At 64.0% G+C, this 14,569-nt stretch carries 15 protein-coding genes; 4 read left to right on the forward strand and 11 right to left on the reverse strand.

Annotation, left to right across the window (positions count from 1 at the left end; all coding sequences use genetic code 11):
* Positions 1-26: 26 nt before the first annotated feature.
* The 3 genes from ACFQL3_RS14085 to ACFQL3_RS14095 form a co-directional block, all read right to left on the reverse strand.
* Positions 27-983: a succinylglutamate desuccinylase/aspartoacylase family protein gene (locus ACFQL3_RS14085; protein ID WP_377055359.1), complete on the reverse strand. Its 957-nt coding sequence runs from the start codon at positions 981-983 to the stop codon at positions 27-29.
* A gap of 99 nt (positions 984-1,082) precedes the next feature.
* The gene (locus ACFQL3_RS14090) at positions 1,083-1,271 is read right to left on the reverse strand and encodes a DUF7576 family protein (protein WP_377055361.1); all 189 of its coding nucleotides are present in this window, start codon (positions 1,269-1,271) and stop codon (positions 1,083-1,085) included.
* A gap of 50 nt (positions 1,272-1,321) precedes the next feature.
* Positions 1,322-2,341, reverse strand: a complete 1,020-nt coding sequence (locus tag ACFQL3_RS14095) for a phosphoribosylaminoimidazolesuccinocarboxamide synthase (protein WP_377055363.1) — start codon at positions 2,339-2,341, stop codon at positions 1,322-1,324.
* A 103-nt stretch (positions 2,342-2,444) separates the two neighbouring features.
* On the opposite strand from ACFQL3_RS14095, the gene cofH reads away from it, so the two are divergent.
* Positions 2,445-3,836, forward strand: coding sequence for a 7,8-didemethyl-8-hydroxy-5-deazariboflavin synthase subunit CofH (gene cofH / locus ACFQL3_RS14100; protein ID WP_377055365.1), 1,392 nt, complete (start codon positions 2,445-2,447; stop codon positions 3,834-3,836).
* Here cofH and cofG read toward each other — a convergent pair.
* The 3 genes from cofG to ACFQL3_RS14115 form a co-directional block, all read right to left on the reverse strand.
* Positions 3,833-4,966, reverse strand: coding sequence for a 7,8-didemethyl-8-hydroxy-5-deazariboflavin synthase subunit CofG (cofG, locus tag ACFQL3_RS14105; protein ID WP_377055367.1), 1,134 nt, complete (start codon positions 4,964-4,966; stop codon positions 3,833-3,835). The two genes, cofH and cofG, sit on opposite strands and share 4 nt — an antisense overlap.
* Positions 4,967-5,085: 119 nt before the next feature.
* Complete coding sequence (locus tag ACFQL3_RS14110) at positions 5,086-5,673, reverse strand: RPA family protein (protein ID WP_377055369.1); 588 nt, start codon at positions 5,671-5,673, stop codon at positions 5,086-5,088.
* Position 5,674: 1 nt separating this feature from the next.
* Positions 5,675-6,607, reverse strand: coding sequence for a replication factor A (locus ACFQL3_RS14115; RefSeq protein ID WP_377055371.1), 933 nt, complete (start codon positions 6,605-6,607; stop codon positions 5,675-5,677).
* A gap of 229 nt (positions 6,608-6,836) precedes the next feature.
* On the opposite strand from ACFQL3_RS14115, the gene ACFQL3_RS14120 reads away from it, so the two are divergent.
* Positions 6,837-7,115, forward strand: coding sequence for a DUF7091 family protein (locus ACFQL3_RS14120; RefSeq protein ID WP_377055373.1), 279 nt, complete (start codon positions 6,837-6,839; stop codon positions 7,113-7,115).
* A gap of 99 nt (positions 7,116-7,214) precedes the next feature.
* Here the strand turns inward: ACFQL3_RS14120 and ACFQL3_RS14125 are convergent, their stop codons facing one another.
* Positions 7,215-8,321, reverse strand: coding sequence for an aldo/keto reductase (locus ACFQL3_RS14125; RefSeq protein ID WP_377055375.1), 1,107 nt, complete (start codon positions 8,319-8,321; stop codon positions 7,215-7,217).
* Between the two features lie 158 nt (positions 8,322-8,479).
* On the opposite strand from ACFQL3_RS14125, the gene ACFQL3_RS14130 reads away from it, so the two are divergent.
* Both ACFQL3_RS14130 and ACFQL3_RS14135 read left to right on the forward strand, forming a co-directional pair.
* Entirely contained in the window at positions 8,480-8,725 is a 246-nt protein-coding gene (locus ACFQL3_RS14130; protein ID WP_377055377.1) for a hypothetical protein, read from the forward strand.
* Positions 8,726-8,832: 107 nt separating this feature from the next.
* A complete protein-coding gene (locus ACFQL3_RS14135) occupies positions 8,833-9,750 on the forward strand; it encodes an acyltransferase (protein WP_377055379.1) in 918 nt (305 codons plus the stop codon).
* Positions 9,751-9,818: 68 nt separating this feature from the next.
* Here the strand turns inward: ACFQL3_RS14135 and yciH are convergent, their stop codons facing one another.
* From yciH to ACFQL3_RS14155, 4 genes are all read right to left on the reverse strand, one after another.
* Complete coding sequence (gene yciH / locus ACFQL3_RS14140) at positions 9,819-10,112, reverse strand: stress response translation initiation inhibitor YciH (protein WP_377055381.1); 294 nt, start codon at positions 10,110-10,112, stop codon at positions 9,819-9,821.
* A 102-nt stretch (positions 10,113-10,214) separates the two neighbouring features.
* A complete protein-coding gene (locus ACFQL3_RS14145; protein ID WP_377055383.1) occupies positions 10,215-12,431 on the reverse strand; it encodes a transglutaminase TgpA family protein in 2,217 nt (738 codons plus the stop codon).
* Entirely contained in the window at positions 12,428-13,456 is a 1,029-nt protein-coding gene (locus ACFQL3_RS14150) for a DUF58 domain-containing protein (RefSeq protein WP_377055385.1), read from the reverse strand. The genes ACFQL3_RS14145 and ACFQL3_RS14150 overlap by 4 nt, the downstream gene beginning before the upstream one ends.
* 43 nt (positions 13,457-13,499) lie before the next feature.
* The gene (locus tag ACFQL3_RS14155) at positions 13,500-14,483 is read right to left on the reverse strand and encodes an AAA family ATPase (RefSeq protein ID WP_377055387.1); all 984 of its coding nucleotides are present in this window, start codon (positions 14,481-14,483) and stop codon (positions 13,500-13,502) included.
* Between the last annotated feature and the right edge of the window lie 86 nt (positions 14,484-14,569).

A 14,569-nucleotide genomic window follows, 5' to 3' on the forward strand; every position in this document is an offset into this window, starting at 1 on the left:
CGCAGTCCGATGACGGCACCCGACGCTCAGTAGGTGTCGATGCTGGTCCCGACCGAGCAGACGTACTCGCCCGTCGCGACCTGTGGGAGGCGACGGGTCCGCCAGAACACGCCGTCGCTGTCCGCGGTGACCTCCGATTTGACCGTGCCGAAGACGTCGGTGATCGTAAAGAGCGTCTCGCCCGCCGAGACCCGGTCGCCCAGATCCGTCTGGAAATCGACTATCCCTCCGGAGGGGGAGCCGTACTGATCGAAGCCTGACGCGCGGATCTGTGGCTCGACCTCGCCCATTCCGGACAGGAAGTCGTACTCGTGGAGGACGTTGAACAGCCCCTCGACGCCTCTCTGTACGCTCTCCTCGTCGAGGCCGACAGCGCCGCCGAGTTCCGGATCTATCGTCGGGACCCCCTCGTCCGGCGCGGCCCGGGCTAGCTGTCCGTCCGGCCCTTTCTGATCGAGAATATAGCCACAGCCGAACGTCTTGGCCAGGTCGAGACAGGCCCGGTGTTTACGATGGCGTGAGCCACAGCGGACCCGCGTCTCGTTGATCATCCGGCTGGTCGAACCCTGATGCAGATCGACGACGAGATCCGACCCCGCTGCGATGTCGAAAGTCGCTTTCGCGATCCGTTCGCTCGATGTTCCGTTCTGGTCGCCGGGATAGACGCGGTTCATCTTGGTGTCGTCGATCGGATTACGATGCTCTGCGACCTGGAAGGCGTGGTAGTTGACGATACCGACGATCAGGATCTCTCCCGCAAGCGCCGCGGGATCGACCTGGGGTACGAACTCCCGGAGCACTCCAACGCCGTTCAGTTCGTCGCCATCGCTCGCCGCCTGGAGGTACAGTCGTTTGCCGTCCTCAGCTCCGTTGATCACCGCGACCGGCAATCCCACCGGGCTGCCGTCACGGGTCTCGCCGACTTGCAGTCGCCCGGTTTCGATCTCTCCGGGGTCTGCGCTGGCGGTACCCAGCGTTGTCATTACCTACACTGCGGGATGCCACGCTCTTAGTCAATTCGGTATTCGCAAGGGCAGGAGCTATCGCTGGCGGACCGGAGACACGACCGGAATACGAAGATATCAGTGTGCGTCGTCCCACTCGTCCTCGCAGGACGCCGAACAGAAATGTCGATGTTCGACCGCTCCGTCGTCCACCCAGCTCCGGACACGGTGTGACGGGTCCCCCATGATCGGCACGTCGCAGACGACGCATCTGGGGGCGTCGTCTTCAGTGACGTCCTCCTCGAGATCTGAAGTCGGATCTACCATTGTTCCCACTGAAGTAGACGACAGGTTTTAAATGTTCTATTTCAGGGACGCTACAGCTCTCGCGCCGCGGCAACGGCCTCGTCGAGGCCCGGCGCGTCGAACAGCTCTCGGCCGAGATAGGCGTTCGCACCGGCAGTGTAGATACTGCGTGCGGTCTCGATGACGACCTCGTCGAGTGACTGGGGCTGGACATCACAGAGCGTTCGCCAGTCGGCGACGTCGGTCTCTTTTGCCTCGGCTTTCGCGGCGTCGACGGCCTCGACCCAGTCTGGCTGGGTGCGCTTGTGGTACTGGCGGATGACCTCCTTCGAGAGTTGCTGGCCGTCGTAGCTGAACCGGTTCTCGTCGAACGTGCCGACGACGTCGGCGACGCGGATCTCGTCGTCGTACAGCAGACACTCGATCTTCCCGTCCTCGTGGGTCATCCCGACCGCTTCGGCGCGCTCGGTGACGACGCGGTTGACCTCGCGGGCGACGGTTTCGAGGTCATCGATCGACGCGATGCCGGCGATCCGGTCGGCTTCCCCGCGGTCGAGATACCGGTCCGACTCCTCGTACTTCGTCGAGAACTCGACGACCGGTTCGTCGAGGTCGACCGCCTCGTCCGGCCACTCCGCGAGGTCGAGGCCGTGATCGGCCGGGGCGGTCCGGCGGCGCAGGCTAGAGCCGACCGGCACGCGGTTCCGGAACACTATCTCCAGGGGGACGAGATAGTTCTCGCCCGCGGCCTCGTGGTAGGCGTCGTAGTCGTAGCTACGCCCCTCGTGTGGCAGGTCGGGGACCTGCGTGAGATCGATCGCCATCTCGGTCGGCGGGGCGTCGACGTCCGCGAGCGGGAGGACTTCGCCGTCCTCGACGACGCCGCGGTAGTGCGTCGGAACGCCCTCGCGTTCGAGCAACTCGAAGTTGTACGCGCCCATCGCACAGAGGCTGGCCCCCTTCTCCGGAATCTCGTCCGGCATCTGGCCCCAGTCGAACACCGAGTATGCGTCGGTGAAGACGAACGCGCCCCGACCGAGTTCGTCGGCGGTCGCCTCCCTGTCGACGCGGAACTGCTTGACGCTGGTCATACTCCAACTCCCGAAGTCGCGGATTATGTACCTGCCGGAACCTAACGAGCGCCCCCGTCCGAACCCACGCACGTTTTTACCACGGAGTCCCCTAACTCGGGTGATGGCCGACGGCTTCGAGACGGGCGTGGACGTGGACGACGAACCGTCGCTACGGTTCGAGCACACTCCGACCAGCGACCAGTCCTTCGAAAACGCGCTGGCGAAAGCGCGGAGTGGTGACAGACTCACGGTCGACGACGCCATCGAGTTATTCACGACCGGGAGCGAAAGCGAGGGCATCGACCGCCAGCGCAAAGAACAGGTGCTCGAAGCCGCGGACCGCCGCCGCGCCGAGGTCGTCGGCGAGGAAGTGACCTTCGTCGCGAACCTCAACAACAACGTTACGACAGCCTGTGACGTTGGCTGTCTGTTCTGTAACTTCAAGGACGCCGCCCAGCGATTCGAGAGCGACTACGAGGGCGAGAACGACGGCTTCACCAAGACGCCCGCCGAGTCCCGCGATATCGTCGACGGCGCGCTCGACATGGGGATCTACGAGGTCTGTTCGGTCTCGGGACTCCATCCCGCCTTCGCGCTGGACGACGAGCATCGCGAGATCCTGGAATCGCTCGACGACGCCGAGGTTCAGTACACCCCACCCGAGGAGTACGACGCCGATCCCGGCACCTACGTCGAGCAGATAGAGGCGATGAACGTCGACGACATCCACGTCCACTCGGTGACGCCGGAGGAGGCCTATCACGCTCGCCGCGGCACTGACTGGGAGTACGAAGAAGTGTATCGCCGACTGCGCGAGGCAGGCCTCGACAGCGTCCCCGGCACCGCCGCGGAGATACTCGTTCCGGAGGTCCGTGAAGCGATCTGTCCCGGCAAGGTCGGAACCGAGGAGTGGCTGACGGCGATGGAAGGGGCCGCGAACGCCGGCCTCGATCTCACTGCAACGATCATGTACGGCCACGTCGAAAACGCCGCCCACCGGGCGATGCATCTCGAACGTGTACGAGAGCTCCAGGACCGAACTAATGCGATCACCGAGTTCGTCCCACTCAGCTTCATCCACCCGGAGACCCCGCTCTACCGCCAGGGACTGGTCGAGGGGGGCGCGAGCGACGACGAGGACGAGTTGATGATCGCGGTCTCGCGGCTCTTTCTCGACAACATCGAGCACATCCAGTCCTCGTGGGTCAAGTACGGCGACGAACAGGGCCTGAAGATGCTGAACTGCGGGGCCGATGACTTCATGGGGACGATCCTCTCCGAGGAGATCACCAAGCGTGCGGGCGGGGACTACGGCGAGATCCGCACCTTCGAGGAGTACGTCGAGATGATCGAGTCGATCGGCCGCGTCCCCGTCGAGCGCTCGACGGATTACCGGAAGCGGCGGCGACTCGACGGCGACGACGACCCGCTCGGCCCGTTGCTCGGCCCGCGCGCCGACGGGACGCCGATGCTCGATCGTCCGAAGACACCCCGTCCGGCAGCAGACGACTAATCGTCCGCGATAATGCCGCGATAGCGCTTACCGGCCGGCGATTGCTCGGTCATGGCGGCCACGACGCGCTCGGAGAGCCAGTCGTCTCCCTCCGCGACGATACCGTCGAACCCGGGAGAGCGCAGTTCGGGCGGCAAGAACCGCTCGTACACCGGTAGGCGCTCGCGAAGGGGCACCCCGGCGTAGTCCGCAATCGCTTCGAGTTCGTCCAGCGCCGGCCACGCGTACTCGGGATTGATGTGGTCGTCGGTGATCGGCGAGACGCCACCCAGATCGTCGACACCGCAGTCGATCAGTTCTCTGGCGGGAGCGAGGTTCGGTGGGACCTGGACCGAGACCTCCTCGGGAAGCGCGACACGCGCCATCGAGACCACGCGTCGCATCGTTGCGATGTCGGGCGACCCGTCCTGCCAGCGCTCGTTCTCGCTGACCGGCTGGACGATCACCTCCTGGATGTGGCCGTACCGTTCGTGCAGCGCGCGGATCGCAAGCAGGCTCTCCGCCCGGTCGCGCCAGTCCTCGCCGATGCCGACCAGAATACCGGTCGTGAACGGGACCGAAAGCTGCCCCGCGTTTTTGATCGTGTTCAGCCGCTGTCCCGGCGTCTTCTGGCGCGGGCCCGCGTGGACGTCGAGGTCGGCAGTCGTCTCCAGCATGACGCCCATGCTGGCGTTGAGGTCCGCGACGGTCGCCATCTGTTCGTAGCTCTGATCGCCGGGATTGCTGTGGGGGAGGATTCCCTCATTCAGCGCGATTTTACAGACCGCCCGCAGGTACTCGTGGATCGAATCGTGGCCCCACTCCGAAAGCTGGTCGTTGACGGCTGTGTAGCGGTCGTCGGGGTCGTCGCCGAACGTAAACAGCGCCTCCGTACAGCCCGCGTCAGCGCCGGTTTGCAGGATATCGCGAACCGCTTCGGGCGAAAGCAGCGTCGCCTCGCCCGGCGCGTCGAAGTAGGTGCAGTAGGTGCAGGTGTACCGACACGCGGTCGTGAGTGGGACGAACACGTTCCTCGCGAAGGAGAGTTCTGCCGCCGGTTCGACATCCTCCGGTCCGACGTCGAGTAGCGACTCGACGGCTGTCGGGTCCACGCTCACGTCTACGCCGTACTCGTCGGTCCCTGGGATCACGTCGTCGGGAGTAGCGGAGCCACTGATATAAACGTCTCACTCCGGGATCAATACTGCCGGGATCGGCACCAGCAAAAAACTGGATCGGCGGTAACCGCCGTCGAAACGCGGTGTCCCGCTCAGTCCGGGTTCGGTGCGGTCTGCTCCTCCAGGTCTTCCAGCGCCGTGACGACGTCCCGACGGTAGTTTTCGAGCGGCAGTTCGTACTCCTCGTCGGCCATTGCGGCGTACTCGTCCGTTTCGGGATCGAACGTGTCGATACGATCGATCGTTCGATCGGCAGTTTCGACGACCCAGCGGTCGCGGATGTCGTCGTCGACCACCGTGATCGACTCGGGCCGAACGGAGACGTTGGTTTCGCCGTCGTCGGTCTCGTAGGTCCGAGGTTTGCCGACCACCGCGACGTACTCCGGCGGTTCGAGATCGCGGAGCATCGAGGCGGCCTCGGGCTGGTACTGGCCAGCGTAGACGAAGAACGTCCCGGTCGGATCGACGATCCGGCCGCGCCAGTACTCGTTGTCGTCCCCGACGTCCTCTTTCTCGGTCAGCGTCCCGACGAAGAACACGCGGTTCGCGTGCTCGCCCGTCGGCAAGAGCGCGTAGACCGGCGCGCGCTCGTCGTCGGATTCCTTGAACGTGAAGCCTGCGTCGTTGAACTCACTGGCGAAGACGCGGCGTGCGACCTCGCGGGATGGTGCGTCACTCATATCAGATCGACCTCGCTTTGATCAGCGTTTCTTCAGCATCATCTGGCGCGTCTAGCTCCTCGACGACATCCGCGAGGACGTAGCGGCCGAACACCGGCCCCTCGACGCGGTAGTACTTGCCCAGCAGTTTGCCGGAAATCTCGTCGGCGACAACCGTCGTGTCGAGCGCGTCCATCGCCATTTCCTTTGCCTCTGCGAGGGTGATGTCGGCGACCGCTTCGGTCGCTTCCTTGTCGAAGATGACCTCGTGGGCGTCGAGGCCGTCGTCGATCACGCCCTTGATACGCAGGTCGAACTCGCCCTCGCCCTCGCCGTGTTCGGCACAGCGGCCGTTCTGGAGGACGCGGGTGCAGTCTTCCTCGGGACAGCGCTTGATCAGGCCGCTACCGCTCTGGATATCGACCAGCGCGCCCTCGACTGCCTCGGTGTCGTCGCCGACTTCGATCTCCGCGTCTATCTCCTCGATAGTGGTCGTCCGGTTGAGTTTCACCGAGTGCTGGCCCTCGTACTCGTCGGTGACGACGTTTCCGAGCCGGTAGGCCTGGCCGGCTTCGAGTTCCTCGAGATCCGATTTGGCCCACTTGGTGAACTTGATCGTCCCGCTCTCGTCGCCGAGCAGGCCGACCTGTCCCACGGAGTCGCTCCGTGGCTCCCAGAGGTCGACGACTTTCGCCTCGACCGTAACCCACTGTTCGGCCTCGTCGACCTCGGCCAGTTCGACGAGTTCGCTGCCGTCGCCGCCACCGAGCGCGTCGCGCTCTAGCCCCGCCTCGTCGAGGTAATGGTTGGTGACGCTGCGGCGCGCCTCGTCGACCGGCACCTTGTACTCGTCCACCAGGTTCGAGAGTCGCGACTCGATGTCGTCTACGTCTACGTCCAGGTGGTCCGAGAACTGTTCGTGTATGTCTTCCGCGTGGTTTCGAAGATCGCTCATGGTGTGTCTCGTCTCCGCTTTGTTTTCTGGTGGGAGACATCCGAGAGTAGGCCGGGATCGTATATAAATATCAGGGAGCCGCATCGGAAGTAAAACCGCAAGAGTACGGCGACATACTGCTGTCGACACGTATGAGAGACGAATCTGGTCACACGCTCGGTTTTACACCCCGATGGGTCTTAGTGGCCAGACCACCAACCCGGGGGTATGACACCGGTCGGTGGTCCCCGTGCCTGACCGCGAGCGCGTCGAGCGGTTCATTCGTTCGACCCTGCAGAACGCGGGCCGACAGGTCGCCGAGGCGAAGGAGTCCTACCGCGAGGGGAAGACAACGGCACAGTTACCGCGCGACGACAAGGGCCGGGTGCGACTCGTCTGTCGCCGCTACGCCGAGCGCCGCGCCGTCCGCCTCGATTCGGACGGACGGCCCGCCTGTTTCGATGCCGACCATCCCGACTGCCGCGGCTGTGCGGAAGACGTCCAGGAAGGCATCGTCGAAACGTGGTAACGGTTCACGAAGCGCGCGGTGAAAGTGAAACCTGAGAGTACAAGTGCCGAGCTTTCTTGCGGTTTCGAAGCGAAGCAGCGGGGTTAACTCCGATCGCGATCAGTCGCCAGTCGCGGGCTGGACGTCCGCCGCCTCGATGTCCTCGCCGCCGACCGAGGAGCGGTAGTTATCCATCCCGTCGTCGCGCTCGATACCGAAGTTGTCGGCGTAGAGATCCTGTACGCGCTCGTATTCCTCGTCGGTGAGGGCGGGCGCGTCGCTCGCGGCCGCCCACGCGTCGATGTCGTCGGTGGTGCGGAACGTCGGCGTGACGGTAGCGACCGAGTCGTGATAGAGGAGCCACTGGATGGCGGCCTGGGCCATGGTGCGCTCGCCGCCGTGTTCTCGCGGTTGTTCACCGCTCGAATCCGCCGCGGAGCGTTGCTCCGCGCGTTCCAAAAATCGGAGTTGCTCCAGTTTCTCCCAGCCGGTCTCGTACCATGCCGTCGGGCGGTGCGAGCGGTGGTCACCATCGCCGAGTTCGGTGTCGGGAGTCACCTGTTCGTTGAGTAGTCCCGAGGAGTGGGGAACGCGGGCCATGACGCTGGTGTCGGCGCCGGTGCGTTCGATCTCGTCGACGAAGTGTTTGCCCGGCCCCTGCTCGAAGAGGTTGAAAACGGTCTGGAGTGCGTCGAACTCGTGTTCGACCGCGGCCTCGCCCTCCGCAAGCCAGCCAATGGAGGGGCCGAGCGCCCAGCCAACCGAGCCGACCCGTCCGGACTCTTTCAGTTCGTCGAGCGTCTCCAGAACGTCTCGGTCGACCTCGTCGACGTTGGCGTTGTGTAGCTGCAGCAGGTCGACGTAGTCGGTGTCGAGACGATCCAGCGAGCGGTCGAGCGCGGTCTCGATCCACTCGGGCGTGACCTCTTTCGGGAGTTCGCCGTGACCTGCCTGCGGGTTGTTGTAGAAGTCGTAGCCGACTTTCGTGCCGATAGTGACTTCCTCACGGCGGTCCGCGAGCGCCTCGCCGATGATCTCCTCGCTGGCACCGTGACCGTAGACGTCGCCAGTATCGAAGAAGGTGATCCCCTGATCGACAGCGTGACGCACCATTTCGATCGCTTGCTCTTCGTCACGGTCGCCCCACCAGTCAGTGCCGACGACCCACGCACCGAAGCCGACCTCGCTCACTTCGACGCCGCTCTCTCCGAGCGTTCGGTAGTTCATAGATGCCCGTTGGAAGTGAGGATACTTAGCGCGTGCGGATACTCACCGTGCGGAAACTTTCTTTTGAGCAAGAGCCAATTATTTTGAGCAAACAGCAGTGTAGAGATTAACTCCAGAATGGGAGTATATTTATTATCTTCCAGCTACCAGCAGTCTGTATGGAAAACCGGATCGCCGCGGAAATTAACTCTGAGGAGGGCGGGAACGAAGGTGACGAAATCGATGGCGTCGATCCCGACGAGGTCGTCGAACTGGACGAGGAGCCAGCCGTCGAAGCCGAGGGCCCGACCCCGGAACGGTTCGAGGAGTTCCTCGACGGCGTCGAGACCGATCGCGTGGAGACGGACGCGGGCGAGGACGACCCCATCGACGCCTCGATGGACGAACTGTTCGACGACCGGTAGCGGATCTCCCGGATGGCGCTGTCCTGTCCCGTCAGCTCGCCCCTCAGAGAAGCGGCGAAGGAGACCCGGACGGAAACCCCTTTTAGCTCCGGCGGATAACATGTCCCATGACCAAGCGCCACGTAAGCCTTCCAGCGGAGGCCGAGGGGGGCCTAGAGGCGTTCATCGGCGAAATCGACAGGCGACTCGCATCGGACGAGGATACCTGTGCTATCGTCGAGGACGTACTCGTCGACCTCCACGGTGACCGCGAGGCCTACAATCGGTGGCAACAGGGCGGGGACGTCTCGCCCGCCGAGCAGGTCCGTCTGCAGGGGTACGATCCGTGTAACTCGACGTTGGAAAGCGAGTACTACGCGGAGAAGGACGAAGAAAAGTTCCAGCGCTCGAAACACCTCCAGTGGCTCTGGCGGCAGTTCGACGCGACACCGATGGCCGACAACGTCGAGTTCGCCCTCCGGTTCCGCCGAATGCTCGCCAACCACCTCTTCGCGGAGTGTGGTGAGAACTGCCGTTTCTTCAAGGGGATCTCGGTCACGTACGGCCACAATATCGAGGTCGGCGACAACGTCGTGATCCACGACGACGTGCATCTGGACGACCGCGGCAAACTCACCATCGGCGACCGGGTCTCCATCTCGGACGGCGTCCATCTCTACAGTCACGATCACGATATCGTCGACCAGACGGAGGTCCGGAACTACCACACGACCGTCGACGACGACGCGCGCGTCACCTACGACGCGATGGTCCGGGCCGGCTGTCACGTCGGCGAGAACGCCATCGTCGGCGCGCGCGGTGTCGTCCAGACCGACATTCCGGATCACCACATCGCGGTCGGGATGCCAGCCAAAAGCGTCAAAATCAAACCCGGATTCGAGGACAAAGCGGTTCCCGTCGACGCTGACGGCGTCAACGCGAACAGGCAATCCGAACGCGAACTCGAGTACGACCTTCCCGATGATCTGGAGCAGTTCGACGAGTTCCAGCGCGACCTCGATCCAGTCCGGTCACACGACCGATAGAGCGGGCGCTCGTCGGCGAAGAAAGTGAGAGAGGTCAGCCGACCCGTCGAACGACCGGCGGCAGTCAGTCAGGCAACGGTAAACCCACGGTCTCTGAGGAAGTCCTCGACACGTCCGGAATGGTTGCCCTGGAGTTCGATTTGACCGTCCTCGACGGTTCCACCGCACGCGAACTTGGATTTCAGGTCCGAAGACAGGCTATCCAGATCCACGTCGTTGGGATCGAATCCATCAATAATCGTTACCTCTTTGCCGTATCTGCGCTCGTCAATGCGGATCTCTATCTGTTGGGATTCCTTGGCCACGTCTTCGCAGACGCAAAGCTCTTCGGGCAGCCCGCACGTCGAGCAGACTTCCGACATTACACGTGAATGTATGCTACTATCATATTAAACGTTGTCGGGACCGGAGTGCAACGCCAGACAGCTGTTCTGCGACTGCGAGCGCTCGAATGTCGAATATACTCACTCGAACAGACGCCGAAGCCGACTGCGCTCCGCGACGAGTTCGTCGACGAGCTGGATCGCCTCCCTGGCTTCGTCGGACGTAATCGTCCCGCCGTACCGGGCCCGTTCGTGGATCCGTGCGACCCGTTCGACCCGTTCGTCGACATCGTCGACCGATGTGAGGTACTCCCGATGCGTTTCTGCGGGGTCGCGGTCGCTGTGTTCCCCGGCGAGCAGCAGTTCGAGGCGGAGGAACGCCCGTTCGACGTCGGATTCGGGGTCCCCCGTCTCACCCTGCCAGTGTAGCTGTGCGGTCCGCTGAGCCCGGTCGACGTAGCCCGCGCGGTGTGCGCCAGCGGCCACGCCGAAGAGCACGACGAGACTCAGTACAATCGTCTCCCGGGAGGGGAGCGGAACTATCGGTTCGTCGTCCTGTGACTGGTACGCGTCGGCTCCGGACAGCCCATCGGTTGATGCGTTCTCCGGAGTCTGTGAGAGGGTCTCCTCTGACGACCTCTCGTCTTCCCCACTAGGGTCTTCCTCTTCGACCGGTTCGTTCTGGCTATCGTTGGTGTCGACCTGGGGGTTCCCTGCGGCGCGTTCGTCCTCGATCCGATCCGAGCGGGTGCTATCACGTGGGCCGCCCGGCGTCGGATCGAACGTCACCCACCCCTCATTGGGGAAGTACACCTCCACCCAGGCGTGTGAGTTCAGGCCGCGGACGACGTACTCGTCATCGCCGACAGACTGCCCGGTGGAGTAGCCCGTCGCCATCCGGGCAGGGATGCCCTCGGACCGAAGCATCACGGCCATCGTCGTCGCGTAGTAGGTGCAGTAGCCCTGATTCATCTCGAATAGGAAGCCGTCGGCGATGTTGCCGTCGGGCCGGTCGACGTCGAGCGAGTAGTCTTTCTCCCCTTCGAGATACTGTTCGATGGCGACCGCGGAGTCGTACGGGTTGTCAGTGTTGGCCGTGATGTCGCTCGTTAGCTGACCGACTCGCTCCGGTTGGTCGCCCGGTAGCTGTAGATACCGGTCTTCGATACCACTGGGATAGTCCGTCCCTGCCTTGCGAAGTTGGTCCGGTGAGGCGTCCGGCCGTTCGCTTCGGATACCGTAGCTGTCCCCTTCGAGGAGCGTCCGACTGGTCACCACGCCTCCGTTTGCGGTCACTTCGGTCTGGTCGGCGATGCCGCCACGGACTTCCGTCGGCTGGTTCGCCGCGGGCATTGCACTCGTCTGGGCTTCGACGCGGTAGCTCTGGACGAGCGTTTCGGTCGACCCCGGCGGCCCGCGCAGCGGCCCATCGTAGCTTTGCCTTCCGCCTGACCGGACCCAGCTGTCGCCGGTGAACGTGTCGTAGGTGCCGACGCGCCAGTTGGCCGGTTCGTTGCTCTCGACGGTGAACCGAACTGACGGCGAGAGGTCGACGCTACCCTGCACCTGTACCTGATCGGGTGAATTCATCAGGCTCCCCTCGACGGTGTCGGCGTCCCCGCCGTTCTCTAACCCGCCGAGCGATCCGGGGCTGTCGAGTGCCAGCGGCGACCCGCTCCCGTCGGGAACGACGCTTACCGAGAGCGAGAACACGAGCATGAGAACTATCACCACGACGAGGACGTCTAGCTGCCGGAACGAGCCATCCCGCCGATCGAGTTCCCCGAACCCTACCGCGCTGGCGGCGGCGAGAACCCCGATCAGTGTTGTTTGCGCCCCGACGTCGCCGGTGAGCACGAGCGCCAGCAATGCGACACTGCCGACGGCCGCACCGCCGACGTATCGACCGCGGACGGCAAGATACCACGAGAGGAAGACGGGTGCTGGCGCGGTTCCCGCCGCCCACACCTCGGCATCGGCGATCTGGACCATCGACAGTCCGGTCAACAGCGACACGGCGTCGTTGAGCAGGACGTCCCACGATCCGATCACCGTCTGGATCGTCCCCGGAGACATCGCCAGATACCAGCCGTAGCCGACCACCAACAGTCCAGCCGCGAGCAACATTGCGGTCCGTTCGGCGACGAGTTTCGCGAGGATGGTGGCGACGAGAAGCGACACGAGCACCGTCGCGAAGACGTCCGATGAATCGTCGACGATGATCGCGATATCTCGTAACACCGTGGCGTACGATGCCGTGAGCACCAGAATCGAACCCAGCGCCAGATACCGATATATCGAGCCGATACCCAGGCCGCTCGGCATCCAGCCCGCTATCCCGGCGTCGGTCGTACTCACGGTGCCACCTCCCGGGACTCCCCGGCGTCGAACCGGGTGGCGCTCTCGCTGGGAATGGGATCGCTGTATCCGACCCGGTCGCCGCCCTGTGTCGCGACGATGTCGCCGAACGGTGCCGCCACGTGGTCCATGCTGACCGTCACGTCCCCGTCACCGCTGACAAGCAGGTCTGCACGGTCGAGGGCATCGTCGTCCGGCGTTCCGTCGGAGAGCCGAGCGAGCGCGGCCAGTACCGCTCGTCGGTGCGTTGGTCCCGTGTCGGGTTCGATCGTCTCTGTTGGCATGGTGAGACCGACCTCGAAGCCGTCGTCGAGGAGGTAGACCGCGATGCTGGCGGCCGCCACAGCCACTTCGTCAGGATCACCCTCGGCGACGTCGACGGCGATCCGAAGGGTCTCTCGCGTCCGGTTATCGACGTACTCACCGACGAGGAGGCCATCGTCCGGCTGTTTTGCGCTCGACTTCCAGTGGACGTCGCGGAGCATATCGCCGCGCTGGTACTCGCGCAGGTGAGCGAACTCGTCGGAGCCGTACTGCTCCGTGACCGTGGAGAACACACTGAGTCCGGTCGATCCAGGATCGAGACGATAAGCGGGGGGGTACACGAGGAGACTGTCGGTCATCTCGACCTGAAACCGTCGGGCGAACAGTCCCAGCACGTCGGTCGTCTCGACATCGAGCGGCCCGATCCGGTGTTCGCCCCGTTTTGTGAGGCGGAGTTCGTACGAGAGCGGCCCGGCACCGATGGTCGTCGTCTGCCGGTTCCCGGTGGCATCCAGCCCCGGTCCGACGTGATCGTGGATCGTCGCCGCGGTCGGCGAGCCGGAATCGAACGTGAGTTCGACGGACCGGGTGGCACCGACGCCCCCGGGCTTTGGCATCTGCCGTTCGATCTCCGGGAGACCGCTGAGTTGTACCTGCAGGGCCGCGGCCACGAGCGCGACGACTACCGGGCCGACGACAGCGTCAAGCGACCGGGGGCCGAACTCGGCGGCCATGTATAGCCACGTCGGGACGAGTGCCATCAACACCCCACCCCGGCGCGTCGGCCTCATCGGAGCGCCCCCGTCATTCCACCGGCACCGTTGCCAGTGCGTCCTCGACGACCTCCGCGGCGGTTCGGCTGCCGTCTCCGGTACGGATCCGGTGTGAGAACACGGCCGGCGCTTCGGTCTTGAGGTCGTCCGGGAGCACGTAGCCGCGCCCCGAAAACGCTGCCCGTGCCTGTGCGCTCCGGAGGAGCGAGACCGTTGCACGGGGACTGGTGCCAAGTTCTGCATTCTCTCGCGTGTACGTGGCGAGGCGGGTCGCGTACTCCCTGATCGGCGCCTCAATGGTCACTTCGGCAACGGCCTGGCGTGCGCCGACGAGCGTCGCCGTGTCGGTGACAGCGGAGAGCGATTCGATCGGATGCGTCCCGACGACCCGGTCGAGCATCTCGACTTCGTCGTCCGGGTCGGGGTAGCCCAGTTGGAGCTTCTTTGTGAAGCGGTCGACCTCGGCCAGCGGCAGGTCATAGGTCCGGTCCGGTTCGACCGCGTTCTGCGTCGCGATGACGGTGTAGGGCTGCGGAAGCGGGCGCGTCGTGCCGTCGACGGTTACCTGTTGCTCCTCCATCGCTTCCAGGAGCGCGCTCTGGGTCTTGGGCGGTGCCCGGTTGATCTCGTCACCCAGTACGACGTTGGCGAACACCGGCCCCGGCTGGAACTCGAACTCGCGGCTCTGCTTGTTGAACACGTTGACGCCCGTGATGTCGGCCGGGAGCAGGTCAGGCGTGAACTGGACCCGTTTGAACTGGCAGTCGACCGAGCGGGCGATCGACCGGGCGAGCATCGTCTTCCCAACACCGGGGACGTCTTCGAGTAACACGTGACCGCGGGCAAGTATCGTGACGATGACGTGTTCGATCACGTCGTCCTGCCCGACGATCACCCGTTTCACGTTGTCGACGACAGACGTAGCAAGCGAGTTGACATCGTCGACCGGGACCGGTTTCGTTTCGACAGAGGATCGAGGCGGCTCGAATACGTCGGGAGAGTTAGCATCCGTCATTGTTGTGCGATGGTCCCTCCGCGACTGCAACCGCCGAGTCGCGGATAGAGCTATGACAAGATGCGGCTCCAGCAGTGAAAATCTTT

It is taken from the genome of Natronoarchaeum sp. GCM10025321, from assembly GCF_042663585.1.
Lineage (GTDB): Archaea > Halobacteriota > Halobacteria > Halobacteriales > Natronoarchaeaceae > Natranaeroarchaeum.